This window comes from Nonomuraea spiralis (assembly GCF_014648435.1).
In the GTDB taxonomy this organism is placed as follows: domain Bacteria; phylum Actinomycetota; class Actinomycetes; order Streptosporangiales; family Streptosporangiaceae; genus Nonomuraea; species Nonomuraea spiralis.
The window spans coordinates 26,312-52,214 of sequence record NZ_BMRC01000048.1 but is presented as its reverse complement, the minus strand read 5'-3'; the positions used below and the strand labels follow the sequence as shown (position 1 = coordinate 52,214).

The window sequence follows — 25,903 nt, the reverse complement described above, 5'->3', positions numbered from 1 at the left end:
ACCCCCGGACACCCCCGCAGCGCCGGAAGCCGCCTCCCCGCTCTCTGGCACCCGCGCAAGGCCAGGAACCGCCTTCCCCCTCCCAGGCACCCGCATAGGGCCGGAAGCCGCCTCCCCACCCCCGGACGCCTCCGCAGGTCCGGAAGCTGCATCCCCGCTTTCAAGCACCCGCACAGGGCCGGGAAGCGCCTCCCCACCCGCGGCCCCTCGCCCCGGGCCGGAGGCTGCCTCTCCCCTCCCGAACACCCGCACAGGGACAGGAACCGGCTGCGGCGGGGCGGCCGGTGTTCCGGGGGCGGGGGCAGGAGTGGGGGCCGGGGTCGGGGCCGCCTGGCCGGCCGGTGTCATGGCGGCCAGACCGGCGGCGTCGCCCGTTCTCGCTCTGGACAGGGCGTGCGCCAGCGCCGGCCACCGCGCGGGGGCCAGCCCCGCCCACACCGCGGCGGCGATCTCCCGCCCGCTCACCGCACGGCCGTCCACGCCCGCCCGCAGGGGCGCGCGCCTGAGCAGGCCGTCGAACACCCTGACCGCGTCCGCGTGACCGAGCGGACAGCCCGGACGGGTACGGCACCAGTCGCGGAAGTACCCGAGCTGCCGCTCCTGGGCACGGGCGTGGGCCAGCAACCGCCCTTCGAGCCCGGTCCCGGTGTGGTCGGGCAGCCCCTCCAGGTACATCCGCCCGGCCCGGCCGGGGAACAACTCCAGGTACGCCTGCCCGTACACGCTGCCGTAGCCGTTGCCGAGGTAGCGCAGCCGGGGCTCGCCGAGCGCGGCGCGTACGGCGTCGAGGTCGTGTGCGACCTGCCACGACGTCAGCCCCGCGTAGGCCGGGCCGAGCGCGGCGCGGCAGCCGCGGTCATAGGCGGCGTTGTCGCGGGCGAAGGCCCGCCAGGCCCGCCGCCCCGCCGCGAACAGCAGCCGCGCCGGATCGGGCCGCGACCCGGGACACGCCCCCGCGCTCCCCCGTTCGCCGGCCCCGCGTGCCTCGACCAGCACGACGTCGAACCATCTGGCCAGCTCGCCCACGGTGTCCGGCCGCTGCCTGACCTCGCGTACGACCGAGGCCGAACCGGTGTTGACCACCAGCGCGCCGAGCCGCCGCGCCGGGTCCTGGGCGGGCAGCATGGCCAGCTCGACGACCGTACGGGCCTCGCGCGGCCTGGCCCAGTCGGCGGGCACGGACAACGTGGCGCACCGCAACCCGTCCCCGCACTCCGCCCACGCCGGCCCACCCGCCACCGGCCCGCTCGCCACCGCCTCAGGCCCGGCGAGCCCGTCCACCTCCCGCTCCGGCCCGGCGAGCCCGGTGACCTCCCGTTCCGGCCATGAGGGCGGACCTGGGGGTACGAGCGCCGCCGCCTGGCCGACCCCACCGCCCGCCGCCGGAACCAGGACGGCGACCGCCGCCACCACCGGGATCACGCGCCGAACCATGCGCACCGCATCGCCCCCGAACGTTCGTGCCTCCAGCCGCCTGCCAGTTTCCCAGCGGCCGTCTTCGCAGGTGGAGGAGTCCCGAAAGCTCGCCAGGTAAAATCTGGCGCCCGCCCGGCGGGCCTGCGTGCGTTCGAGGCTCAGAACGGCTCGGGGTCAGAGCCGCTCGGGGCTCAGAGCCGCTCGGGGCTCAGAACGGCCGCGTGCGGCTCAGAGCATGCCGAAGAAGGTCCGGACGCCCGCGACGACCGTCTCCGGGGCGGCCAAACCCACCATGTGGCTGGGGCTGACGGCCTCCCCCCACCACCGGAGGTCGTTCTTACGCGCGGCGATGCGGCGCATGACCTCCGGCCCGCCGTGGGAGACGCCGGTCGGCACCTCGCGCTGGTCGATCGGCAGCCCGGCGGCCCCTTCGTAGTAGGGCCAGGACGAGGAGCCGCCGGTGCCGGTCAGCCAGTACAGGGTGGCGTTGGTCAGCACGAGGTCCCGATGGACCGGCTCCTCCAGCGGCGACCAGCCGTCGAACTCCTTGAACCGCTCCACCAGGTACGCCAGCTGCGCCACCGGCGAGTCGGCGAACCCGTGGGCCAGCGTCTGGGGCCGTTTGGCCAGGTAGGGGCCGTATCCGCTGCCGCCGGTGGTCCACGCGGTCAGCTCGGCGAGCTGGGCCAGTTCGTCCTCGTCCAGCCCGTCCAGCTCCCCGGGCGCGCCGGTGGGGATGCCGAGCCCGGCGGTGATGAGCGAGCCCACCACATGCTCGCTGTCGTACGCGGCGAGCTGGGGCGTCACCAGGGCCCCGGCGTCGTTGCCGTGGGCGCCGTACCGGTCGTAGCCCAGGCGGGACATCAGCTCGGCCCAGGTCCGCGCCACGCGCGCGATGCTCCACGGCCGCTCGTCCGGCGGGTCAGGGAACGGCGAGAAGGCGAACCCGGGCAGCGAGGGCGCCACGACGTGGAAGGCCGTGGCCGGGTCGAGCCCGTACGCCCGGGGGTCGGTGAGCGGCCCGACGACCTCGGCGTACTCCACGAACGAGCTCGGCCAGCTGTGCGTGAGGACGAGCGGCAGCGCGTGCGGCTCGGGCGAGCGGACGTGCACGAAGTGGATCGTCTGCCCGTCGATCACGGTGGTGTACTGGTCGAAGGCGTTGAGCCTGGCCTCCTGGGCCCGCCAGTCGAACGCGCCGGCCCAGTACGCGACCAGCTCGCGCAGGTAGTCGACCGGCACGCCCCGGTCCCATCCGCCGGGGAGCGGCCCGGCCCACCGGGTGCGGCGCAGCCGATCGTCGAGGTCGTCGAGGTCGGCCTGCGGGATGTCGATGCGAAACGGCGTCATGGAGGGAACCCTAGGAACCCTCGCGGCAAGGTTCCTTCCGCGATGGACAGGCCGTTCCTGGCGAATGACGTGAAAAAGCCCCGCACGGGAGACCCGTGCGGGGCTGATTCAAGGCTGAGCCTTAGCTCTGGCCGCCCGCGAGCTTCTCGCGGAGGGCAGCGAGCGCCTCGTCAGAGGCGAGCGCGCCGCTGGCCGGAGCCGACGACGAGCTGCCCGACGGAGGAGCGGTCTCGCCGCTGTAGGACGAGGGAGCGGCCTCGCCGGCCTCCGCCTCGGCCTTGCGGGCCTCCTCGATCTGCTTGCGGTGAGCCTCGAAGCGCGTCTGGGCCTCGGCGTACTGCCGCTCCCACTCCTCACGCTGCTTGTCGAAGCCCTCGAGCCACTCACCGGTCTCCGAGTCGAAGCCCTCGGGGTAGATGTAGTTGCCCTGGTCGTCGTACGTGGCCGCCATGCCGTAGAGGGTCGGGTCGAACTCGACCTCGGTCCCCACGCCCTCGTTGGCCTGCTTCAGCGAGAGGCTGATGCGACGACGGTCGAGGTCGATGTCGATGATCTTCACGAAGATCTCGTCGCCGACCTGGACGACCTGCTCCGGGATCTCCACGTGGCGCTCGGCCAGCTCGGAGATGTGGACCAGGCCCTCGATGCCCTCCTCGACCCGGACGAACGCACCGAACGGCACCAGCTTGGTGACGCGACCCGGCACGACCTGACCGATCTGGTGGGTACGGGCGAACTGCTGCCACGGGTCTTCCTGCGTGGCCTTGAGCGACAGGGAGACGCGCTCGCGCTCCATGTCGACGTCGAGGACCTCGACCGTGACCTCCTGGCCCACCTCGACGACCTCGGACGGGTGGTCGATGTGCTTCCAGGACAGCTCGGACACGTGGACCAGACCGTCGACCCCGCCGAGATCGACGAAGGCGCCGAAGTTGACGATCGAGGACACGACGCCCTTGCGGACCTGGCCCTTCTGCAGGGTGTTGAGGAACGTCTGGCGCACCTCGGACTGCGTCTGCTCCAGCCAGGCGCGGCGGGAGAGAACCACGTTGTTGCGGTTCTTGTCGAGTTCGATGATCTTCGCCTCGAGCTCGCGGCCGACGTACGGCTGCAGATCGCGGACGCGTCGCATCTCGACCAGGGAGGCGGGGAGGAAGCCGCGCAGGCCGATGTCGAGGATGAGACCACCCTTGACGACCTCGATGACGGTACCGGTGACGATGCCGTCCTCGTCCTTGATCTTCTCGATCGTGCCCCAGGCGCGCTCGTACTGCGCACGCTTCTTGGACAGGATCAAGCGGCCCTCTTTGTCCTCCTTCTGGAGAACCAGGGCCTCGACGTGCTCGCCGACTTCCACGACGTCAGCAGGGTCGACATCGTGCTTGATCGAAAGCTCGCGCGAGGGGATGACACCCTCGGTCTTGTAGCCGATATCGAGAAGGACCTCGTCTCGATCGACCTTGACGACGGTGCCCTCGACGATGTCGCCGTCGTTGAAGTATTTGATGGTCTCGTCGATCGCTGCGAGGAAGGCTTCCTCGGACCCGATGTCGTTGACCGCTACCTGCGGGGTGCTCGAGGTGGCCTCAGTGCTGGACGTCATGTGTGGAATTGCTCCGAACGCGGACAGGATGTCGATGTGGCGGATGCGCGGCAGGCCCTCTTCCGCATCAAGCCGAGGAATTACGACATCGACGTGACCGAGCGCGAGCCCGCTCCGTCTGAGGCGCGCGCGAGCCCACAGCGCAGCGATCAGCATATGAGACCTTGGCCACGGGGTCAATCCGGGGACACATCAGTATGCGATGATCTGGGACTCCCGCTTGGGGTTGATATTACCCCTTAGTTTCCCCGGGATGGAGATCCGCCCGGGATCCCCGTCGGAGACGTAGCGCTCACCAGGGTGCTTGCTCAGCCACTCCAGCCAGTACTGCGAGCACCACTTGCGGCATTCGCCCCGCTTGCCGTTGCTCTGGATCCGCTGGATCGCTCCAGGGTCGAACTTTTTCGCGTAGGGCGAAAGAGACGGCTCGGCTCCGGCGAGGAACACGCCCGCGAAATCATAACGGGTCCCGTCCCACGAGCCGGTACGGGCCAGCTTCTTGGGCCGCGGCAGCGACCCGTACGGCAGGGCCAGGGTCTTGTCGGGCGGCGCGCCCACCTTCTTGAGCAGGCGTTCCAGCCGGACGATCTGCTCGCGGACCTTCTTCTTGCCGAGCCTGCGCAGGTCGGGGTGCGACCAGGTGTGGTTGGCGACCTCGAAGCCGTGGTCGACCAGCCACCGCACGGCCGCCGTCTGCCGCTCCCGGTCGCGCAGCCCGAACGGCTCGCGCGTGACCCAGAACGTCGCGGTCGGCCGGAAGGAGGGGTATCGGGCGGCCACGTCGAGGAGCACGCCCACGGCGGTGTCGGGCTTGGGGTTGCCGGAGGCGTCGAGCGCGAAATGACTCGGATGCCCGTCGTCGAACGTCAGCACCACGGGGAAGCGCCCGGCCGGCACCTTGATGTCGCCGGTGACGAACTCCCTGGCCGTGATGGGCACGTAACCCTGCTTGGCCAGCTTCTCCAGCTCTTTCCTGAGCTGGGCGGGCGTACGGTCGATCGAGGCCACGCGCTTGCGCAGGATCCGGTGGTACATGATGACCGGCACGAGGCCCGCCTCGTTGGCGCGGACCTGGCGGGCGAACTCGGGGGTGGCGACCACGCCGGGAGGCTGGGAGGCGTCCGAGGGCCGCGTCTGCGGGGGCGTGACGGGGGCGCTCAGGCCGACCCTGGCCGACGCCTTGGGGGTAGCGGGGGTCTCACCGTCAGGTAAGAGGCTCAGCCCGGCGATGGCCACGGTCACGACCGCCACGTTCGCGATGGCGATGATCCGTGTGTAAGAGGCTGGTACCCGCACGAAACTCCCGGCTACTCGGCTAAAAGTGTCTTCAGCGTAGACGAGAAGCCCCGGAGACGGCGGGGCCTCGCCGTTCACGAAATGTCGGACTGCCCCGCCGTATCCGGATAAACATCATCAGTGGCCGGCGTCCTGCCACGTACGCCCGACGCCCACCGAGACCTCCAGCGGCACGCGCAGGCTGTAGGCGGCGTTCATCTGGTCGCTGACGAGCTGCCGCAGCGTCTCCAGCTCGCCCGGCGCGACCTCGAACACCAGCTCGTCGTGGACCTGGAGCAACATCCGGGAGGCGAGCCCCTCCTCGGCGATGGCCTGGTGGACGTGGAGCATGGCGACCTTGATGATGTCGGCCGCCGAGCCCTGGATGGGGGCGTTGAGCGCCATGCGCTCGGCCATCTCCCGGCGCTGGCGGTTGTCGCTGGTCAGGTCGGGCAGGTAGCGGCGGCGGCCCATGATGGTCTCGGTGTAGCCGTCGGTGCGCGCCTGGGCCACGATGGCCTGGAGGAAGTCGCGTACGCCGCCGAACTCGGTGAAGTACTCCTCCTTCAGCGCCCGCGCCTCGGCGACCGGGATGTTGAGCTGCCCGGACAGGCCGAAGTCGGACAGACCGTAGGCCAGGCCGTAGTTCATCGCCTTGATCCGGGCCCGCAGCTCGGAGTCGATCTGCTCCGGCGGCAGATCGAACGCCCGGGCCGCGGTGGCCTGGTGGAAGTCGTGGCCCGACTCGAAGGCGGCGATCAGCGACTCGTCGCCCGACAGGTGGGCCATGATGCGCAGCTCGATCTGGCTGTAGTCGGCCGTCAGCAGCCGCTCGTAGCCCTCGCCCACCACGAAGCCCTGCCGGATGCGGCGGCCCTCGGCGGTGCGAATCGGGATGTTCTGGAGGTTGGGCTTCTCCGAGGACAGGCGGCCGGTCGCGGCGATGATCTGGTTGAACGTGGTGTGGATGCGCCCGTCGTCGGCGACCTCCTTGATCAGGCCCTCGACCGTGGTGCGCAGCTTCTGCTGGTCACGGTGGCGCAGCATGATCGTCGGCAGCTCGTGCTCGGTCTGGGTGGCGAGCCAGGCGAGCTGGTCGGCGTCGGTGCTGTAGCCGGTCTTGATCTTCTTCGTCTTGGGCAGGTTGAGCCTGGTGAACAGGATCTCCTGGAGCTGCTTGGGCGAGCCCAGGTTGAACTGCTCGCCGACCGAGCGGTGGGCCTCCTCGACGGCGTGCTTGACCGCCGCGCCGAACTCGGCCTCCAGGCCCGCGAAGTATTCGCTGTCGACGGCGATGCCGGCCCGCTCCATCTCGGCCAGCACCGACAGCAGCGGCAGCTCGACGTCGGCCAGGAGCTGGGTGCCGCCGCGGCCGGCCAGGAAACCCTCCAGGGAGTCGGCCAGCTCGCGCACCGCGTGGGCGCGCAGCGCGAGGTCCTTGGCCGGGGCGTCCTCGTCGTCGCCGAACAGCGCGGCCTGGCCGCCGGACTCCTCCTCGGCCCGCAGGTCGCGGTTGAGGTAGCGCCTGGCCAGGTCTTCCAGCGCGAACGTGCGCTGGCCCGGCATGGCGAGGTAGGCGGCCAGCGCGGTGTCGCAGCTCAGCCCGCGCAGCTCCATGCCCTGGGCCCACAGGGCCAGGATCGGGCCTTTGGCGTCGTGGACGGCCTTGGGCCTGCTCGCGTCGCCCAGCCAGGCCCGCAGCGCCGCCTCGTCGCCCTCGGTGAGCTTGACGGGGTCGATGTGGGCGGCGGTGCCGTCGGGCGAGGCGACGGCGATGGCGTCGATGCGGCCCGTGCCGCTGCCGTAGGAGCCCTTGAAGGCCAGCCCGGCGCGGCCCTGCGGCAGCGCCGACAACCAGCCGGCCACGCGGTCGGGGCCGAGGATCACGGTCTCGACCTCGAAGCCCTGCTCGGGCTCGGCCTCGCCGGTGCCGAGCACCTTGAAGACACGCTCGCGCAGCTCGCCGCGGATCTGCAGGGTGTCGAACAGCTTGTTGATCTCCTCGCGCTCCCACCCGCCCTGCGTGAGGTCGCCGAGCTCGACGTCGAGCGGCACGTCGCGCAGCAGCTCGGTCAGGCGGCGGTTCATCAGCACCTGGGCGACGTGCTCGCGCAGCTTCTCGCCGACCTTGCCCTTGACCTCGTCGACGCGGTCGACCAGCGCGGTCAGCGAGCCGAACTCGCGCACCCACTTGGCCGCGGTCTTCTCGCCGACGCTGGGGATGGACAGCAGGTTGTCGCTGGGGTCGCCGCGCAGCGCGGCGAAGTCGGGGTATTGGGCGGGGGTCAGGCCGTACTTCTCCTCGACCGCCTCGGGCGTGAACCTGGTCATGTCGCTGATGCCCCGGCGCGTCATCAGGACGGTGACGTGCTCGTTGACGAGTTGCAGCGCGTCGCGGTCGCCGGTGACGATCAGGACGTCCATCCCCTGATCGGCCGCGCGGGTGGCGAGGGTGGCGATCAGGTCGTCGGCCTCGAAGCCCGCCTTGGACAGGTGAGGAATGCGCAGCGTGTCGAGAAGCTCGTAGATGAGCTGCATCTGACCGCGGAAGTCTTCCGGGGTCTCGCTCCTGTTGGCCTTGTAGTCGGAGTATTCCTCGTGGCGGAACGTCGGCTCCGACCTGTCGAAGGCCACCGCCACATGGGTCGGCTGCTCGTCGCGCAGGATGTTCGTCAGCATCGAGGTGAACCCGTAGACCGCCTCGGTGTGCTGACCGTCGGTGGTCATGAGGTTGGCGTCTTTGAGCGCGTAGAAAGCGCGGTAGGCCAGGGAATGCCCGTCAAGCAGCAACAGGCACGGGCGGCTGGGGGTCACTTCACTCTTCGGCACGTACGCAGCCTAGTCTGCGTCAACGACAGAAAACCCGAGCTCGGAAGAGTGGAGAGATCCCCTTGACGCAGACCGACCCCTTCGACTTCTCGGCGTACGGCGCGGTGCACAAGGGCACGCTGCCCGACCGTATGGGCATCGAGTTCGTCGAGGCCGGCGCCGAGCGCGTCGTCGGCAGGATGCCGGTCGAGGGCAACACCCAGCCCTACGGCCTGCTGCACGGCGGCGCGTCGGTGGTGCTGGCCGAGACGCTGGGCTCGGTGGCCGCGGCGATCCACGCCGGCCCCGACCGCATCGCCGTGGGCATCGAGATCAACGCCAGCCACCACCGTTCGGCGACCTCCGGGTACGTGACCGGCGTCGCGACGCGGTTGCACGGCGGGCGCACCCTGGCGACGTACGAGATCGAGGTCACCGACGAGGAGGGACGGCGGGTGTGCACCTCCAGGCTGACGTGCATGCTGCGTGACCGGCGCCCCTGAGGTCACTTTGATCGAACCTTTGCGCATCGGCCCCATCGATCGCTACGGTTGTCCGAACAGAGCCCGCGGGGAGGCCCGGTAGATAACGTGTACGGCCGGGGAAGCCCTACATGGCCCCAAAGGCCGCTCCGCGGGCTCGTCCACGTTTTCTTCTCTTCGTTACCGTTTCGTTCTCCGCCCGGCCAGGCGTCTTCCCTCATTTAGCCCCTGACCTGCCGCGTTGTTTCCTCACATGTGTGCCACACGCATGTCACTAATTGGTGACGAACCATACTGAAACGGGCGTCTGCGGAATAAGCTCCCGCCATTGCATCCCAGTTGTGCCTGCGATGCGCGCGTGTCGAGATGGAGGGGTACAACCCCGCCTTGACCTATTTGAGGGAGCACCATTGCGCAGAGCCGTGATCGCGTTCACGGCCTTCCTGGGTGGACTCATCTTCCTGCTCGCCGCCCCCGCCCAGGCGGGGCCGGCCGGATGCCAGGGTTTGAAGGGGACGCTCAAACTCCAAGGCCAGCCAGTGAACGGCGTAAAAATCGCCGTGACCACCGAGGGCGGACAACCCGTCAAGGAGGTCACAACAAACGCACAAGGCACGTGGGACGTCCCGACCGACAAGGGCAAGTTCAAGGTGACCCTGGATGTCGGCAGCCTTCCGAAGAACGCCGAGGTGCGCGGGGGCAACAACGTCCGCACGCCGACGGTCTTCGAGGGCAACTGCTCCACCGTCCTGTTCGCGTTGCAGGCCAAGGGTGTGGCCGGGCAGCCTGCGGGCGGCGAGGAGAGCGAGCAGAGCGGGTTCTGGGACCAGGCGGCGCAGCTCACGTTCGAGGGGTTCAACCTCGGCCTGATCATCGCCCTGGCCGCGCTCGGCCTGTCGCTCATCTACGGCACGACCGGCCTGACCAACTTCGCCCACGGTGAGCTGGTCACGATCGGCGCGATCTTCGCATACATGTTCAACGTGGGATTCGGGATCCATCTCATCCCGGCGGCGGTGCTCGCCGTACTGCTCGCGGGCCTGTTCGGCTACGGGCAGGACCGCCTGTTCTGGGGCCAGCTCCGCAGGCGCGGCACCGGCAACATCGCCATGATGATCATCTCCATCGGCTTCGCGCTCGTCCTCCGCTACGTCATGCTGATCTTCTTCGGCGGCCAGAACGAGGCCTACGCCCAGTACACCGCCCAGCCGGGCATGCAGATCGGGCCGATCTCCGCCGCTCCCAAGAACTTCGTGGCGATGGGCATCGAACTGGTGGTGCTGATCGTCGTCGGCATCGCGCTGCTGCGCACCCGTACCGGCAAGGCGGCCCGCGCCGTGGCCGACAACCCCGCGCTCGCGGCCTCCTCGGGCATCAACGTCGACCGGGTCATCCGGATCATCTGGACCCTGGGCGCCGCCATCGCCGGTCTGGCCGGCGTCATGCTCGGCCTCTCGCAGAACCTGAAGTTCACGATGGGCCAGGACATCCTGCTGCTCATCTTCGCCGGCGTCACGCTCGGCGGCCTCGGCACAGCGTTCGGCGCCCTGGTCGGGTCGCTCGTGGTCGGCCTGTTCATCCAGGTCTCGACGCTGTGGGTGCCGCCCGAGCTGAAGAGCGTCGGCGCGCTGGCCGTGCTCATCATCGTGCTCCTCGTCCGGCCCCAGGGCATCCTGGGCCGCCGCGAGCGAATCGGCTGATCGGGGGAGGATCAGAATGGACTGGATCACGATCATCAGCACGACGCTCAAGGCCGCCGTCGGCGTAGAGACCGTGCTGTACGCGCTCGCCGCCATCGGCATCAACATTCAATTCGGCTACACGGGCCTGCTCAACTTCGGTCAGGCGGCGTTCATGGGCGTGGCGGGCTACGGCCTGGCCGTCACGGTCGTCGTCATCGGCCTGCCCTTCTGGGTCGGCGTCGTCGTCGGCCTCGTCGCCGCCGCGATCCTGGCTCTGCTGCTCGGCATCCCCACGCTGCAACTGCGCGCCGACTACCTGGCCATCGTCACCATCGCGGCCGCCGAGATCGTCCGGCTCGTCTTCCGCTCGGTGGCCTTCAAGGACGTCTTCGGCGGCTCGGACGGCCACCGCGGCTTCTCCGACGGCTTCTACGCGCTCAACCCCTACTCCGCGGGCGAGTACGGCTTCAACCTCGGCCCCGTCCCGCTGTTCTTCAACCACCGCGTGTTGTGGGTGCTGACCGTCGGCTGGGTGCTCATCGCGCTGTGCTGCGTGCTGGTCTACCTGCTGATGAAGAGCCCCTGGGGCCGCGTGCTCAAGGCCATCCGCGAGGACGAGGACGCCGTGCGCAGCCTCGGCAAGAACGTCTTCTCCTACAAGATGCAGTCGCTGGTCCTGGGCGGCGTCGTCGGCAGCCTGGGCGGCTTCATCTACGGCCTGGCCTACGCCTCCATCCAGCCCGACGTGTTCGGCACGGAGACGACCTTCTACGCGTACACGATGGTCATCCTCGGCGGCGCGGCCCGCGTCCTCGGCCCGGTCCTCGGCGCGTCGATCTTCTGGGTGCTGCTCGTCCTCATCTACAACACCCTCACGGACGCCGTCGGCGCCGGGATCATCACGTTCATGGACACGAACCAGGTGGGCGCCGTCCGGTGGATCCTGGTCGGCCTCGGGCTCATCCTGTTGCTCATCTTCCGGCCGCAGGGCATCTTCGGTGACAAGAGGGAGATAGCAATCGATGCACGCTGAAACCACGGCCACCGACCGCAAGGCCGCGGCGCTGGCCGTCTTCAAGGACCTGGCCCGCGAGCCGGGTGTGCCCAAGCCGGACCCGATCCTCACCGTCGACAACGTCGTACGCCGCTTCGGCGGCCTGACCGCGGTCGAGGTCGGCCACGTCGAGATCCAGCGGGGTTCCATCACCGCGCTGATCGGCCCCAACGGCGCCGGCAAGACGACCTTCTTCAACCAGCTCACCGGCTTCGACACGGCCGACGCGGGTTCGTGGACGTTCAACGGGCGCAACATGAACGGGGTGCCGGCCCACAAGGTCGCCCGCGCGGGCATGGTGCGTACCTTCCAGCTCACCAAGGCGCTGTCCCGCCTGACCGTGATGGAGAACATGCGCCTCGGCGCCCAGCAGCAGAAGGGCGAGACCTTCTGGCGGGCGCTGTTCCCGAGCATGTGGCGCGGCCAGGAGGACGAGATCACCGCCCGCGCCGAGGAGCTGCTCGAACGCTTCAAGCTGGCCGCCAAGCGGGAGGACTTCGCCGGGTCGCTGTCCGGCGGCCAGCGCAAGCTGCTGGAGATGGCCCGCGCGCTCATGGTCCAGCCGGAGCTGGTCATGCTGGACGAGCCCATGGCGGGCGTGAACCCGGCCCTGACCCAGTCGCTGCTCGGCCACGTCAAGGACCTGCGCGAGCAGGGCATGACGGTGCTGTTCGTCGAGCACGACATGGACATGGTCCGCGACATCAGCGACTGGGTGATCGTCATGGCTCAGGGGGCCGTCATCGCCGAGGGCCCGCCCGAGACGATCATGTCGGACGAGCGGGTGATCGACGCCTACCTCGGCGCGCACCACGACGCCCCGCTGTCGGACACCGAGCTGGAGGCCCAGCTGCAGGAGGCGGAGGCGGCGCTGGAGGCCGAAATCGAAGAGGAGACGCAGAAGTGAGCGACGTCCCCGAGACCGCCCCCGAGACCGCCTCTGAGAGCGCTGAGGCGGCCGCTGAGGCCGCTGCGGAGGCTCCGGAGTCGAAGGCGGCGGTCACCGACCGCAGCGCGCACCTGGAGGGCGCAGCGGACGCCGTGCTGCGGTGCGACGAGCTGATCGCCGGCTACCTTCCGGGCGTCAACATCCTCAACGGCTCCGACCTCTACGTCAAAGAGGGCGAGCTGATCGGCATCATCGGCCCCAACGGCGCCGGCAAGTCGACGCTGCTGAAGGCCATGTTCGGGCTGGTCAACATCCGCAGCGGCACGGTGCTGCTCAAGGGTGAGAACATCACGAACATGAAGGCGCACGCGCTGGTCTCCCGCGGCGTCGGCTACGTGCCGCAGACCAACAACGTCTTCCCCAGCCTCACCATCGAGGAGAACCTGGAGATGGGCGCCTTCCAGGTGCCCGGCAAGTTCAAGGAGCGCTTCGAGTTCGTGGCCGAGCTGTTCCCGGCGCTCAAGGAGCGGCGCAAGCAGCGCGCGGGCTCCCTGTCCGGCGGTGAGCGGCAGATGGTGGCCATGGCCAGGGCGCTCATGACCGAGCCGTCGGTGCTGCTGCTCGACGAGCCGTCGGCCGGCCTGTCGCCCAAGCTCCAGGACCTGGTCTTCATCCAGGCCCAGCAGATCAACAAGGCGGGCGTGACGGTGATCATGGTGGAGCAGAACGCCCGCCGCTGCCTGCAGATCTGCCACCGCGGCTACGTGCTCGACCAGGGCCGCAACGCCTACACCGGCACCGGCAGGCAGCTCGCCAACGACCCGAAGGTCATCGAGCTGTACCTGGGCACGCTGGCCAAGGCGTAACCGGATCGAACGGAGAAGGGGCTCCCCCCGGGCCCCTTCTCCGTTTTTTAATGAGCGTTGTGAAGCGATTGGTGACAGTGGCGCTCATCCTGCCCGTCCTGCTCGTCGGCTGCCAGGAGGACGCCTCCTCGGCCCAGAAGTACAGCACCGGCGGCGACCCCACCGACAGCCCGTGCGCGCGCGTGGTCTCGGCCATCGGGTACGCCGGCCTGATGCTCAAGCCGAAGGGCCAGGAGGAGCAGCAGTACTTCGAGGACGCCGTCATCGGCCGGCTGGCCGAGCTGCGCGGCATCACACTCCAGTTCGGCGACCGGCTGCCGGCCTCGCTGCACCCGGCCGTACAGCGCGTCAAGGAGGCCACCGCGGGCCTGTCCAGGAACGACGTGCCGCACGAGCGCCAGGTCGCGCTGCTCAAGCAGTACCGGGCGGCCGCCGACCAGATCGTGGCCGGGTGCGCATGACGGAAGGGCCCGATCCTCGCGGACCGGGCCCTTCGCGGGGACGCTGATCAGCCGGAGATGTTACCGGTGCGGTACTCCAGCGCCTTGGTGGCGTACTTGTTGTCCTTGCCGTACTGGTAGATGCCGATGGTGGCGACGGCGGGGTCACCGGCGTCGTTGAACTCGACCGGGCCGCTCACGCCGTCGTAGTCGATGTCCTTGCCGGCCTTCAGCAGGTCGACGCAGGTCTTGAAGTTCTTGCACTTCTCCCCGCCCTTGCTGACCTCGGCCAGCTTGGCGGCGACGTCGACGCCCGCGTCGCTCTTGGCGGCCTCGGCGGCCAGCGCGAGCAGGTTCATCGCGTCGTAGGACTCGGGGGCGTAGCTGTAGTCCTCCAGCTTGGGGTTGACGGCGAGGAGCTGCTTCTGGAACTCCTCCGGGGCCGCCGCGCCCGGGATCGTGCCCTTCACGCCGTCGAGGGTGCCCTTGGGCATCTTGACGTAGTTCGTGTTGGAGGTGTTGCCGTCGACCATGTACCACTTGTGCTTGTCGGCCGGCAGACCCTGCTTGACCAGCTCCTGGATGACCTTGGCGGTCTCCTCGAAGCCGATCAGCACGATGCCCTTGGGGTTCTTGGCCTTGATCTTGGCCACGTCGGCGGAGAAGTCGGCCGCCTTGGGGTCGTAGTCGACCCGCTCGACGACCTCGCCGCCGCCGTCGGTGACCGTCTTCTGCACCTGGTCGGCCAGGCCGGTGCCGTAGGAGTCCTGCATCGCCAGGATGCCGACGGTGTCGTTGCCGTCGGACACCACCAGGTCGCCGAGCACGCGGCCCTGCAGCTTGTCCGGCGGCGAGGTACGGAAGTACAGGCCCTTGTCCTCGATGGTGGTGAACTTGTCGGAGGTGTTGGCCGGCGAGAAGTGGATGACGCCCGCGCCCGTGATCTTGTCGATCACCGACTCCGACACCGAGGAGGACGCGGCGCCGATGATGGCGTCGGCCTTCTGGGCCAGCAGCTTGTCCACCGACTGCGAGGCGATGTTCGTGGTGGTGTCGCCGGAGTCGGTGTCGTACTTGGTGACGGGCTTGCCCAGGACGCCGCCGGCCTCGTTGATCTCCTTGATGGCCAGGTCGACACCGGCGAACTCGGGCGGGCCGAGGAAGGCCAGCGAACCGGTCTGGGGCAGCAGCGTGCCGATCGTGAGAGTGCCGTCGCCCTTGGCCGCGGGGGCCGACGAGGACGGGGCGGCCGGTTGCGAACTCTGCGTGGCGGTGTTGCTGCCGCCACCGCCGCAGGCAGTCAGGGCCAGACTCGCGGCTGCCGCGACGGCCAGGAAGCGCCCTGCTGGAGCAATGCGGATCATGAAGTGTCTCCTTCATTTCCAGGCCGGGATCGTCAGCACCGCCGAGCGCTCCCGATCGAATGACGGAAACGTATAAAATGGTTGCGGACTCCAACCAGATGGCGTGATGAACTGTCGGCACTTGGATGCGGAGTCGTAATCAGTCCTCAACTTACGGACCTGCGCTAGCAGGCTTAATGTGCGTCGGGTGAAGCGAATTTCGCCTGTCCTGGTCACGGCGGTCCTTCTTGCCGGGTGCACCGCTTCCCCGCCGGCCCCGCCGCCTTCCTCGGATCCTCCCGCCGGCGTATCGGTCACGCTGGAGCAATGGCGTTCGGACGAGCCCGTGCACGCGCTGGAGGTGGCCGTCCGTAATACCGCCGGCATACCCGTGTATTTCGCCGACGTCCAGCTCGTGACGCCGTCGTTCAAAACGTTGCCGCCGCAAAAGACCGACGCGACGATCAAGCGGACCGAGCGCACCGATCTGCGCATCACCTACGGCCCGGCGAACTGCCTGCCCACGGGCCTGCCGCAACTCCAGCCGGCCACCGTCGTGGCCAACATCCGGGCCGGATCGGAGCAGCCGCGCCGGGTGGTGTTCAAGGTGCCGCACCCGAGCCCTCTGCTGACCCGGCTGCTGCGGGACGAATGCTCGGAGTTCCTCGTCAAGGAGGCCGCCGGCATCGAGTTCGGCCCCGACTGGAAGCAGGTGGGCAAGGCGATGCGGGGCAAGCTGGTGGTCACGCGGCGCGGCGCCGGCAAGGTGACGCTGACCGAGCTCGACGGCACCACGCACTACATCATCACGCCGGACGCCCCCAAGCGGCCCGTCGCCGAACTGGAGGCCGGGCAGCAGCGGCTGGAGGTGCCGGTCACGCTCACCCCCGGCCGCTGCGACCCGCACGCCTTCGCCGAGGCCAAGAAGGCGTTCCTGTTCCCGGTGCGGGCCACCGTGGACGGGGGGCCCGAGCGGGTGGTGATCGTGGTGCCGCCCAAGCCGCTGCAGGATCGGCTGATCCAGTACTCGTTGCGCGTGTGCGGCCTGGGCGGCGGGTGAGGGTCAGCCCTCGATGTTGCCGGTACGGTACTCCAGCGCCTTGGAGGCGTACTTGTTGTCCTCGCCGTACTGGTAGACGCCGATGGTGGCCACGGCGGGGTCACCGGCGTCGTTGAACTCGATCGGACCGCTGATGCCGTCGTAGTCGATGTCCTTGCCGGCCTTCAGCAGGTCGGCGCACTCCTTGAAGGTCTTGCACTTCTCGCCGCCCTTGCTGACCTCGGGCAGCTTGGCGGCGATGGACTTGCCGCTGTCGTCCTTGGCCGCCTCGGCCGCCAGGGCGATGAGGATCGTGGCGTCGTACGACTCCGCGGCGTAGGTGAAGTCCTCGAGCTTCGGGTCGATCTCCAGGAGCTTCTTCCTGAAGTCCTCCGGGGCCTCGGCGCCGGGGATGGTGCCCTTGACGCCCTTGAGCGTGCTCTTGGGCATCTTGAGGTAGTTGGTGTTCGACATGTTGCCGTCCACCATGTACCACTTGACCTTGTCGCTGGTCAGGCCCTGCTTGACGAGCTCCTGGATGACCTTGGCGCCCTCCTCGAAGCCGATCAGCACGACCGCCTTCGGGTTCTTGGCCTTGATCTTGGCGACGTCCGCGGAGAACTCGGCCGCCTTCGGGTCGTAGTCCACGCGCTCCACGACGCTGGCGCCGGCCGCCTCGGCGGTCTTGGTCACCTGGTCGGCCAGGCCGGAGCCGTAGGAGTCCTGCATGGCCAGGATGCCGATGGTGTCGTTGCCGTCGGCGGCGATCAGGTCGCCGAGCACGCGGCCCTGGAGCTTGTCCGGCGGCGCGGTACGGAAGTACAGGCCCTGGTCGCTGATGGTGGTGAACTTGTCGGAGGTGTTGGCGGGCGAGAACTGCACCACGCCGGCACCGGTGACCTTGTCGATGATCGACTCCGACACCGACGAGGAGGCGGCGCCGATGATGGCGTCGGTCTTCTGCGCGATCAGCTTGTCCACCGACTGCGAGGCCACGTTGGTGGTGGTGTCACCGGAGTCCGTGTGGATCTTGGTGACCGGCTTGCCGAGCACGCCGCCCGCGTCGTTGATCTCCTTGACGGCCTGGTCGACGCCGGCGAACTCGGGCGGGCCGAGGAAGGCCAGCGAACCGGTCTGCGGCAGCACGGTGCCGATCGTCAGCGTGCCGTCGCCCTTGGCCGCGTCCGTCTGGGTGGCCGGGGCCGATGAGGAAGGCGCCGCGGACGTGGTCTGCTGCGCGGCCGTGTCGCCACCGCCGCCACAGGCCGTCAGGGCCAGACTCGCGGCTGCCGCGACGGCCAGGAAGCGCCCTGCTGGAGCAATGCGGATCATAAAAGAGACTCCCCTTATTCCCAGCGGGGGAACGATCTCCCTCGCTGCGTTTTCCGAGCTCAGCATGCCTCTTTGGCGGGGAGATGTGGGGGATTCGGGTACTTTTATGCTAATTTGTAATGTCGCAATCACCCTCTGTAATTGCATGTTTCATCAGCGTTACGGTCATGACTCCATATGAACCACTCCAGCCCGAAATTTCCGGACTGGGGTGGTTCTATGGCGGGTTGGTCTAGCCGGCGATGTTGCCCTTGCGATATTCGATCGCCTTGGCCGCGTCGTACTTGTTGTCCTTGCCGTACTGGTAGACGCCGATCGTGGCCACCGTCGGGTCACCCGCGTCGTCGAAGTCCACCGGGCCGCTCACGCCGTCGTAGTCGATGTCCTTGCCCGCTTTGAGCAGGTCGGCGCACGACTTGAAGTCCTGGCACTTCTCGCCGCCCTTGCTGACCTCGATCAGCTTGGGGCCGAGCGCGGTGCCGGCGTCGTCCTTGCCCGCCTCGGCGGCCAGCGCGATCAGCGTCGCCGCGTCGTACGACTCGGCGGCGTAGGTGTAGTTCGTCAGCTTCGGATCGATCGCCAGCAACCGTTTCTGGAACGCCTCGGGCGCCGCCGCCCCCGGGATCGTGCCCTTGACGCCCGCCAGCGTGCCCTTGGGCATCTTGAGGTAGTTGGAGTTCGACATGTTGCCGTCCACCATGTACCACTTGTACTTGTCGGCCGTCAGGCCCTGCTTGACCAGCTCCTGCACGACCTTCGCCGTCTCCTCGAACCCGATCAGCACGATCGCCTTCGGGTTCTTGACCTTGATCTTGGCGACGTCGGCCGAGAAGTCGGCGGCCTTGGGGTCGTAGTCGACCCGCTCGGCCACCGTGGCCCCGGCCGCCTCGGCGGTCTTGGTCACCTGGTCGGCCAGGCCGGAGCCGTAGGAGTCCTGCATGGCCAGGATGCCGAGCGTGTCGTTGCCGTCGGCGACCACCAGGTCACCCAGGACCCGCCCCTGCAGCTTGTCCGGCGGCGCGGTACGGAAGTACAGGCCCTGGTCGTTGATCGTGGTGAACTTGTCGGAGGTGTTCGCCGGCGAGAACTGCACCACGCCCGCCCGGGTGATCTTGTCGATGATCGACTCCGACACCGACGAGGACGCCGCGCCGATGATCGCGTCGGCCTTCTGACTGAGCAGCTTGTCCACCGACTGCGAGGCGATGTTGGTCGTGGTGTCGCCCGAGTCGGTGTCGATCTTCGCCACCGGCTTGCCGAGCACGCCCCCGGCCTCGTTGATCTCCTTGAGCGCCAGATCGACCCCGGCGAACTCGGGTGGCCCCAGATAGGCCAGGTTGCCCGTCTGCGGCAGCACGGTGCCGATCGTGAGCGTGCCGTCCCCCTTGGCCGCGGCGGCCGAGGAGGGGTTCGCGGATGTGGAGCCTGTGGCGCCCGTTCCGGCGGTCGTGCCCCCGGTCGAACATGCCGCCAGTGCCAGGCTCGCCGCTGTGGCGACGGCCAGCGCGCGGGAAATGCGGATCATCGAAAGCGTCTCCGTTCGAGATGAGCGGACCTTCCGTCCGCCCATCAGCATGCGCCGGGACGCCTGCGCCGAAAGAAGCCGAAGCCGGTTGGATGCCCAGTCGTGACCGCGCCACAACCCGCGGGGCTAAATCACCTGATATACGCCCTATTCACGCCCGCTCGGCCGCGTCGTCTATAACGATCTGAGCAACCTCCCGCATGCTCAGCCGCCGGTCCATCGACGCCTTCTGGATCCACCGGAACGCCTGCGGCTCCGTCCAGCCGTGCTGCGCCATCAACTGGCCCTTGGCCCGCTCGACCAGCTTCCGGGTCTCCAGGCGCTCCGAGAGGCTGGAGACCTCCGCGCTCAGCGCCACCATCTCCTCGTGCCTGCTGACCGCCATCTCGATCGCCGGCACCAGATCGGCCTTGGTGAACGGCTTGACCAGGTAGGCCATCGCCCCCGCGTCGCGGGCCCGTTCCACCAGGTCACGCTGGGAGAAGGCGGTGAGGATGAGACACGGCGCGACCCGGTCGGCCACGATGCGCTCGGCCGCCGAGATGCCGTCGAGCACGGGCATCTTCACGTCGAGGATGACGAGGTCGGGCCGCAGCTCGGCGGCGAGCTGGATCGCCTGCTCCCCGTCACCGGCCTCGCCCACGACGACGTAACCGTCCTCCTGGAGCATCTCCTTGAGGTCCAGGCGGATCAGGGCCTCGTCTTCCGCGATCACTACTCGCCGCTGCGTACTCACGAGCAGAAGAGTACAGACGTCCGGTAGATTAGATCCACGCCGGTGCGGCCTCGGGCATCACGCCACGAGATCGCCGACCGGTGGAGCCGCCCCGGTAGACCAACGGCAGAGTCGATGGCCTCAAAATCCATACAGTGTGGGTTCGAATCCCACCCGGGGCACCGGCCTGACCGCCCGGCCCCTCCACAGGCCGGGCGGTTCGCTTTTCCCCGCCCATGACTGCCGGGTCGACACCCGGGCCCGAAATGTTGACCGGGGTCAGGGCGTCCACGAGGGGCTGCGGCCCAGCATGGCGACCACGCGGTCGAGGGCCGTGGCGTCCTCGCCCGGCTCGACCCCGGCCAGGAACGCCTTCCCGGCGCCGCGCGAGACCGGCGTGTCGGGCACCTGCGCGGCCAGCGGGAGCGCGGCCTCGGCGAGGTCGTCCTCGACGTTGGGCGGCACTCCCAGCGCCTTGGCGAGGTCCCAGTCGTGCACGACGCAGTCGATGAAGTGGAAGCCGATCGCCATCGCCGCCGGGAACGGGCCGCCGTCGCGGATCTCGGGCAGGAAGAACGACCGGTCGAGCACGCCGTCCGCGGCGAAGGCGGCGACGACGGCCTGCGCCGAGGCGGCGTACTCGGCCACCGGGTCCTCGCCCAGCGGGCTCGGCCGCCAGCTCGGCAACTCCGAACGCGCGCCCGAGGCAGCCAGGGCGAACCCGTGGTTCTGCACGATCTGGTGTTCCAGCAGGTCGCGGACGGCCCATCCCGTACAGGGGGTCGGCAGGTCGAGATCGGCGGGCTTGATCGTGGCGACCAGGTCGGCGGTGGCGCGTACCGACCGCCGGTTGAGCTCGATGATGTCTACCAAGGCACTGTCCCGTCATCGTCGAAGAACCCACCTGTGGGCCCGTACGACCCGGGGGTGGCCAACCTGACGATGATGGCGGCCCCTCCGGCGGGGTGCGAGTGTTTTTCGGCGGCGGGCCCTCAGACGCGCTCGGGTGGCGGGATTTCGCAGGCGGATCGCCGGGAATAGTCCTGTGTGACGAGTTATGACGGCCGAGACGGGGGTGGCGCGGGATGTCCTTGAGCGTGACCGAGCGGGAGGCGTTCCTGACCGAGCCGCACATCGCGAGCCTGGCCGTGGACTCGGGCGCGGGGCGCGCGCCGCTCGCCGTGCCCGTCTGGTACGACTACAGCCCCGGCGGCGAGATCAGGTTCCTGACCGACAGCGAGTCGCACAAGGCCAGGCTGGTGGCCAAGGCGGGCCGGTTCTCGATGCTGGTCCAGCGGGCCAGCCCCACCTACCGGTACGTGTCGGTCGAGGGCCCGGTGGTGCGCTCCGATCCCACGACGATCGAGGAGCTGACCCGGATCGCCTCCCGCTACCTGCCGCCCGAGGCGGTGTCGGGCTACGTGCAGGGCTCGGACCTGCACGTCCTGGTGACGTTCCGGATGCGGCCCGAGCGGTGGCTGTCGGCCGACCTGGGATCCCTGGGCTGATCGGACGACCGGTATTTTTGGCTGTGTGACTGCTTTCGATCCCACCTCGACCGGCGCGTTCGGCGTCGGCCTCGCGACCATCGCCGACGACGGCACCGTTCTCGACACCTGGTTCCCGGCGCCCGAGCTGGGCGAGCCGCCTGCCACGGGCACCGAGCGGCTCTCCGCCGAGGAGGCCGGCGAGCTGGCCGCGCTGACCGGCCGCGACGCGGCGCGGGGCGTGGAGGTGGTGGCGGTGCGTACGGGCGTCGCCAAGCTCTCGGAGCCGCCCGTGGACGCGCACGACGTCTACCTGCGGCTCCACCTGCTCTCCCACCGCCTGGTACGCCCCCACGGCGTCAACCTGGACGGCCAGTTCGGCCTGCTGGCCAACGTGGTGTGGACCAACTACGGACCGTGCCCGGTGCCGGGCTTCGAGCGGACGCGGCTGCGGCTGCGGGCCAAGGGCGTGGTGACGGTCTACGGGGTGGACAAGTTCCCGCGCATGGTCGACTACGTGCTGCCGGAGGGCGTACGCATCGCCGACGCCGACCGGGTGCGGCTGGGCGCCCACCTGGCGTCGGGCACGGTGGTCATGCACGAGGGCTTCGTGAACTTCAACGCGGGCACGGTGGGCACCTCGATGGTCGAGGGGCGCATCTCGGCGGGCGTGGTGGTCGGCGACGGGTCCGACGTGGGCGGCGGCGCCTCGATCATGGGGACGCTGTCGGGCGGCGGCAAGCAGGTCATCTCGATCGGCGAGCGCTGCCTGCTGGGCGCGAACGCGGGCATCGGCATCTCGCTGGGCGACGACTGCGTGGTGGAGGCGGGCCTCTACGTGACCGCGGGCACCCAGGTGACGCTGCCCGACGGGAAGGTCGTCAAGGCCGCGGAGCTGTCGGGCTCGAACGGCGTCCTGCTGCGCCGCAACTCCCGGACGGGCGCCGTGGAGGCCCTCCCCCGCACCGGCTCGGGCATCACCCTGAACGCCGCCCTGCACGCCCACTGAACCCGCGAGCCCCCTCCGCGGGAGCTCGCGTGGGCACGCGAGCTCGCCTCGGAGGGGGCGCGAGACTCAGTTGGCGTGGGAGACGGCCGAGCCGATGGTGTGGACGCGCAGGGCGTTGGTGCTGCCCGGCGTGCCGGGAGGCGAACCGGCCACGATGACCACCTTGTCGCCCTTCTCCAGCCGTCCGAGCGACAGCAGCGACGCCTCCACCTGCCGCACCATGTCGTCGGTGTGGTGCACGAACGGCACGTGGAACGTCTCCACGCCCCACGTCAGCGAGAGCTGCCCGCGCACGTGCGGGGCCGAGGTGAAGGCCAGCAGCGGGATCGGCGAGCGGTAGCGGGCCAGACGGCGGGCCGTCTCCCCCGACATGGTGAACGCGATCAGCGCCTTGGCGCCCACGATCGCCCCGACCTCGGCCGCCGCCCTGGCGATGGCGCCGCCGGTGGTCTCCGGCATGCGCTCCAGGGTGTGGGTGGCGTGCAGGGACGACTTCTCGGCGGCGCAGGCGATGCGGTCCATCGTCGAGACGGACTCGATCGGGTAGCTGCCGACCGACGTCTCGCCCGACAACATGACCGCGTCGGCGCCGTCCATGACGGCGTAGGCGACGTCGGAGGCCTCGGCGCGGGTGGGGCGCGGGGCGCTCATCATGGAGTCGAGCATCTGGGTGGCCACGATGACCGGGCGGGCCTTCTCGCGGCACAGCTCGATGATGCGCCGCTGCACGATCGGCACCTGCTCCAGCGGCAGCTCGACGCCGAGGTCGCCGCGGGCGACCATGATGCCGTCGAACGCCTCGACGATCTCGGGCAGGCGCTCGACGGCCTGCGGCTTCTCGATCTTGGCGAGCAGCGGCAGGCGTACGGCCTCCTGCTCCATGATGTTGCGCACCACGTCGGCGTCGGAGGGACGGCGGACGAAGGAGAGCGCGATCATGTCGAAGCCGGTGCGCAGCGCCCAGCGCAGGTCGGCCTCGTCCTTGTCGGTGAGGGCGGGGGCGCTGACGTTGATGCCCGGCAGGTTGAGACCCTTGTTGTTGGAGATCATGCCGCCGATGACGACGCGGGTGATGACACGGTCGCCGTCGACGCGGGTGGCCTCCAGGACGAGGCGGCCGTCGTCGACCAGGATCGTGTCACCGGGACGCACGTCGCCGGGCAGGCCCTTGTAGGTGGTCGAGACCTGCTCGCGGTCTCCGGGCACGTCTTCGGTGGTGATGGTGAAGACGTCGCCGAAGCCGAGGCGCACCGGCCCTTCCTCGAAGGTGCCGACGCGGATCTTGGGGCCCTGAAGGTCGGCGAGCACGCCTACGCCACGGCCGAGGTCGGCCGCCACCTCCCTGACCCGGTCGTAGACCTCTCTGTGCATGTCATGGTCGCCATGACTGAGGTTGAACCGTGCCACGTCCATGCCCGCGGAGATCAGCTCGTGGAGGCGTTCTTTGGACGAAGTGGCTGGGCCTAGGGTGCAGACGATTTTCGCGCGACGAGTCACGAGTCCTACCTTAATTGGTACAGACCACTTGGCAGTCACTGACGACGGAGAACGTACCCGACGTAGGAGAACAACACGAGAACGGCGAGTCCCAGCCGTACCAAGTTCGCGTACTGTTCAGGGTAGATCACGCCTTGGATGTAGTGGTCGACGAAGCCGCTCGGCGGCAGGCCCGGCTGCCCGGCCTTGCGCCGCGCCCAGTCCTCGACCACGGTCAGCGGGCATTCCACGCCGGTGACGAGCGAGAGCACGGCCCAGCCGACGACCGCGAGGTGGACGTAGATCGTACGCCGCCAGCGCCAGGCCAGGAACCCGCCCACGGCCAGATAGGCGAGGAAGGCGAAGTGCGCCACCATCGCCGCGTCGGCGAGCAGGCGGTACATCATGGCTCGATGGTGGCCGCCTTCCAGGCGTTCACGATGCCGTGCCCGAAGAAGCCGTTGTCGTCCTGGCCGCCCTCACACTGGTGGGTCTCGCTCTCGCCGTACATCTTGTAGACGTAGGCGCGGGGAGTCGGGCAGGGCGTCGGGGTGGCGGTCCTGTAGAGCAGGTCCTCGACGGTGGCGGGGTCCATCGCCAGGCCGCCGGGGCCGGGCTTGCCGAAGCGGCTGATCAGGATCGCCGCGACGCCGGTCGCGTGCGGGGCGGCCATGGAGGTGCCGTCGAGGTACTGGTAGTAGGAGCACGAGCCCTCGTGGCAGTCGCGTACGACGTCGGCGCCCTTGGGCTTGCCGGAGGCGTCGAGCCGGCCGCCCGCCTTGAGCACGTGCTCGGGGGCGGCGGCCAGGATCGACCGGACGGCCTCGGCGCCCTTGCCGTCCAGCACGTCGCCGCCGGGCGCGGCCAGGTCGGTCTGCTCGATCCCGTAGTCGCTGTAGACGGCCTTGCGGCCGGACGGCCCGACGGCCGAGACCGAGATCACGCCCTTGGACTCGGCGGGCACGTTGACGCACGAGTTGTCGATCTTGCGGGTCTTCTCGCTGCCGCGCGGGTAGCCGGGGCTCTGCTTGTCGACACTGGGACGTCCGAGGTCGGTCGAGCCGTTGCCGAGGGCGGAGATGAGCGTGACGCCCTTGCCGCGGGCGTAGTCGAGGGCACGCTGCATGCCGACGATGATCGCCTGCTGTTCGAGCTGCTGCTTCCTGGTGTCGGCCTTGTTGGCGGCGCAGTTGAACAGCCAGGGGTCGACGTAGTAGCTCATGTTGACGACGTCCACGCCGATGTCGCCGGCGTAGGTGAGGGCGTCCAGGCTGGGCTTGAGGAAGAAGAAGCCGGAGTCCTGGCCGGCCCTGATGTTCACGAGCTGCACGTCGGGGGCGACGCCGGCGATGCCGATGCCGTTGATCGGGGAGGCGATGGTGCTGGCGACGTGGGTGCCGTGGCCGTCGTCGTCCTCGTCCACCGGGTCCTTGCAGGAGGGGGTCTCGCAGGGGCCGTCGAGGGTCTCGCCGCGCTCGTCCTTGGGCTTGTCGATGACGAAGTTGCGGCTCAGCTCGCGGTTGAAGTTGGGGGCGATGTCGGGGTGCTTGCCGTCGATGCCGGTGTCGATGACGCCGACCAGCACCTTCTTGTTGCCGGGGGCCTTGGCGTGGGCCCGGTCGGCGCCGATCATCTTCATGTCCCACTGCAGGTGGGCCAGCGGCTCCTGGGCGGCGCCCCTGCCGCCGAGCGACCCGGCGTCGGGGAAGCGTCCGGTGGCGCGGCCCGTGGGGCGGGCGGTGTAGGAGGAGGTGGAGCCGATGCGGCGGTCGGGTGAGACGCCCACGATGGCGGGGTCGGCGCCGACGGTCTCGGCGAAGCCGTCGCCGCCGCCCTCGGTCAGTACGTAGCCGAGCTTGCCGTTCTCCTCGACGACCGTGCCGCCGGCGCGTTTGACCGCGTCCAGGGCCTGGGTCTGCTTGCCGTCGGCGTAGAAGACGAGGTTCTGGGCCTTGCCGGAGGGGGGTGCGGGCTGCGGGGAGCCGGTGGGGCCGTCCTGCGCGGGTGGCGGCCGCTCGGAGACGGCGCGGTCGTCGGCGACCGCCGAGCACGCGGTCAGGGCAGCCGCGACGGCCAGCACCATCAGGCCAGAGGCGACTCGCCGCATTGCTC

At 69.3% G+C, this 25,903-nt stretch carries 22 protein-coding genes and 1 tRNA gene; 10 read left to right on the top strand and 13 right to left on the bottom strand.

What is annotated here, in order from left to right; translation table 11 throughout:
• From IEZ27_RS50495 to polA, 5 genes are all read right to left on the bottom strand, one after another.
• Positions 1 to 1,422, bottom strand: a 1,422-nt coding sequence (locus IEZ27_RS50495) for an alpha/beta fold hydrolase (RefSeq protein ID WP_189653798.1), incomplete at its 3' end; no start/stop codon positions are given.
• Between the two features lie 222 nt (positions 1,423 to 1,644).
• Positions 1,645 to 2,766, bottom strand: coding sequence for an epoxide hydrolase family protein (locus IEZ27_RS50490; RefSeq protein ID WP_189653797.1), 1,122 nt, complete (start codon positions 2,764 to 2,766; stop codon positions 1,645 to 1,647).
• A 121-nt stretch (positions 2,767 to 2,887) separates the two neighbouring features.
• A complete protein-coding gene (rpsA, locus tag IEZ27_RS50485) occupies positions 2,888 to 4,369 on the bottom strand; it encodes a 30S ribosomal protein S1 (RefSeq protein ID WP_125631182.1) in 1,482 nt (493 codons plus the stop codon).
• A 192-nt stretch (positions 4,370 to 4,561) separates the two neighbouring features.
• Complete coding sequence (locus tag IEZ27_RS50480; RefSeq protein WP_229825072.1) at positions 4,562 to 5,620, bottom strand: polysaccharide deacetylase family protein; 1,059 nt, start codon at positions 5,618 to 5,620, stop codon at positions 4,562 to 4,564.
• Between the two features lie 162 nt (positions 5,621 to 5,782).
• The gene (polA, locus tag IEZ27_RS50475; protein ID WP_189653795.1) at positions 5,783 to 8,473 is read right to left on the bottom strand and encodes a DNA polymerase I; all 2,691 of its coding nucleotides are present in this window, start codon (positions 8,471 to 8,473) and stop codon (positions 5,783 to 5,785) included.
• A gap of 131 nt (positions 8,474 to 8,604) precedes the next feature.
• Here polA and IEZ27_RS50470 point away from each other — a divergent pair, with 131 nt between their 5' ends.
• The 6 genes from IEZ27_RS50470 to IEZ27_RS50445 all read left to right on the top strand — a co-directional run bounded on the left by IEZ27_RS50470 (position 8,605) and on the right by IEZ27_RS50445 (position 13,886).
• Positions 8,605 to 8,955, top strand: coding sequence for a PaaI family thioesterase (locus tag IEZ27_RS50470; protein ID WP_125631184.1), 351 nt, complete (start codon positions 8,605 to 8,607; stop codon positions 8,953 to 8,955).
• A gap of 389 nt (positions 8,956 to 9,344) precedes the next feature.
• A complete protein-coding gene (locus tag IEZ27_RS50465) occupies positions 9,345 to 10,634 on the top strand; it encodes a branched-chain amino acid ABC transporter permease (protein WP_229825071.1) in 1,290 nt (429 codons plus the stop codon).
• A gap of 16 nt (positions 10,635 to 10,650) precedes the next feature.
• Positions 10,651 to 11,649, top strand: coding sequence for a branched-chain amino acid ABC transporter permease (locus tag IEZ27_RS50460; RefSeq protein WP_189653794.1), 999 nt, complete (start codon positions 10,651 to 10,653; stop codon positions 11,647 to 11,649).
• Positions 11,639 to 12,577 (top strand): ABC transporter ATP-binding protein, encoded by a 939-nt coding sequence (locus IEZ27_RS50455; RefSeq protein WP_125630344.1) that lies wholly within the window; start codon positions 11,639 to 11,641, stop codon positions 12,575 to 12,577. The genes IEZ27_RS50460 and IEZ27_RS50455 overlap by 11 nt, the downstream gene beginning before the upstream one ends.
• On the top strand, positions 12,574 to 13,425 hold the full coding sequence (locus tag IEZ27_RS50450) for an ABC transporter ATP-binding protein (protein ID WP_379478620.1): 852 nt from the start codon (positions 12,574 to 12,576) through the stop codon (positions 13,423 to 13,425). Before IEZ27_RS50455 ends, IEZ27_RS50450 begins: the two co-directional genes overlap by 4 nt.
• 59 nt (positions 13,426 to 13,484) lie before the next feature.
• A complete protein-coding gene (locus tag IEZ27_RS50445) occupies positions 13,485 to 13,886 on the top strand; it encodes a hypothetical protein (protein WP_189653793.1) in 402 nt (133 codons plus the stop codon).
• 47 nt (positions 13,887 to 13,933) lie between these two features.
• Here IEZ27_RS50445 and IEZ27_RS50440 read toward each other — a convergent pair whose 3' ends face one another.
• On the bottom strand, positions 13,934 to 15,229 hold the full coding sequence (locus IEZ27_RS50440) for an ABC transporter substrate-binding protein (RefSeq protein ID WP_189653792.1): 1,296 nt from the start codon (positions 15,227 to 15,229) through the stop codon (positions 13,934 to 13,936).
• Between the two features lie 325 nt (positions 15,230 to 15,554).
• Here IEZ27_RS50440 and IEZ27_RS50435 point away from each other — a divergent pair, with 325 nt between their 5' ends.
• Positions 15,555 to 16,268: a hypothetical protein gene (locus IEZ27_RS50435; protein ID WP_189653791.1), complete on the top strand. Its 714-nt coding sequence runs from the start codon at positions 15,555 to 15,557 to the stop codon at positions 16,266 to 16,268.
• 3 nt (positions 16,269 to 16,271) lie between these two features.
• On the opposite strand, the gene IEZ27_RS50430 is transcribed toward IEZ27_RS50435, so the two are convergent.
• The 3 genes from IEZ27_RS50430 to IEZ27_RS50420 form a co-directional block, all read right to left on the bottom strand.
• Positions 16,272 to 17,579 (bottom strand): ABC transporter substrate-binding protein, encoded by a 1,308-nt coding sequence (locus tag IEZ27_RS50430; protein WP_189653790.1) that lies wholly within the window; start codon positions 17,577 to 17,579, stop codon positions 16,272 to 16,274.
• A gap of 232 nt (positions 17,580 to 17,811) precedes the next feature.
• Entirely contained in the window at positions 17,812 to 19,104 is a 1,293-nt protein-coding gene (locus tag IEZ27_RS50425; protein WP_189653789.1) for an ABC transporter substrate-binding protein, read from the bottom strand.
• A gap of 151 nt (positions 19,105 to 19,255) precedes the next feature.
• Entirely contained in the window at positions 19,256 to 19,840 is a 585-nt protein-coding gene (locus tag IEZ27_RS50420; RefSeq protein ID WP_260477449.1) for an ANTAR domain-containing response regulator, read from the bottom strand.
• Between the two features lie 88 nt (positions 19,841 to 19,928).
• Between IEZ27_RS50420 and IEZ27_RS50415 the strand changes: the two genes are divergently transcribed.
• Positions 19,929 to 20,001: transfer RNA gene (locus IEZ27_RS50415), tRNA-Leu, on the top strand.
• Between the two features lie 97 nt (positions 20,002 to 20,098).
• Here the strand turns inward: IEZ27_RS50415 and IEZ27_RS50410 are convergent.
• A complete protein-coding gene (locus IEZ27_RS50410; protein WP_189653788.1) occupies positions 20,099 to 20,692 on the bottom strand; it encodes a TIGR03086 family metal-binding protein in 594 nt (197 codons plus the stop codon).
• 212 nt (positions 20,693 to 20,904) lie between these two features.
• Here IEZ27_RS50410 and IEZ27_RS50405 point away from each other — a divergent pair, with 212 nt between their 5' ends.
• Positions 20,905 to 21,327 carry a pyridoxamine 5'-phosphate oxidase family protein gene (locus IEZ27_RS50405; RefSeq protein ID WP_125630357.1) on the top strand — a complete coding sequence of 141 codons (423 nt, stop codon included), beginning with the start codon at positions 20,905 to 20,907 and terminating at the stop codon, positions 21,325 to 21,327.
• A gap of 25 nt (positions 21,328 to 21,352) precedes the next feature.
• Positions 21,353 to 22,315: a 2,3,4,5-tetrahydropyridine-2,6-dicarboxylate N-succinyltransferase gene (dapD, locus tag IEZ27_RS50400; RefSeq protein WP_189653787.1), complete on the top strand. Its 963-nt coding sequence runs from the start codon at positions 21,353 to 21,355 to the stop codon at positions 22,313 to 22,315.
• Between the two features lie 66 nt (positions 22,316 to 22,381).
• Here the strand turns inward: dapD and pyk are convergent, their stop codons facing one another.
• From pyk to IEZ27_RS50385, 3 genes are read right to left on the bottom strand one after another with little or no spacing between them, the layout of a single operon-like run.
• Positions 22,382 to 23,812 (bottom strand): pyruvate kinase, encoded by a 1,431-nt coding sequence (gene pyk / locus IEZ27_RS50395; RefSeq protein WP_189653786.1) that lies wholly within the window; start codon positions 23,810 to 23,812, stop codon positions 22,382 to 22,384.
• A 35-nt stretch (positions 23,813 to 23,847) separates the two neighbouring features.
• Positions 23,848 to 24,198, bottom strand: a complete 351-nt coding sequence (locus IEZ27_RS50390) for a DUF2784 domain-containing protein (protein WP_125630363.1) — start codon at positions 24,196 to 24,198, stop codon at positions 23,848 to 23,850.
• A complete protein-coding gene (locus tag IEZ27_RS50385; RefSeq protein ID WP_229825070.1) occupies positions 24,195 to 25,898 on the bottom strand; it encodes a S8 family peptidase in 1,704 nt (567 codons plus the stop codon). The genes IEZ27_RS50390 and IEZ27_RS50385 overlap by 4 nt, the downstream gene beginning before the upstream one ends.
• Between the last annotated feature and the right edge of the window lie 5 nt (positions 25,899 to 25,903).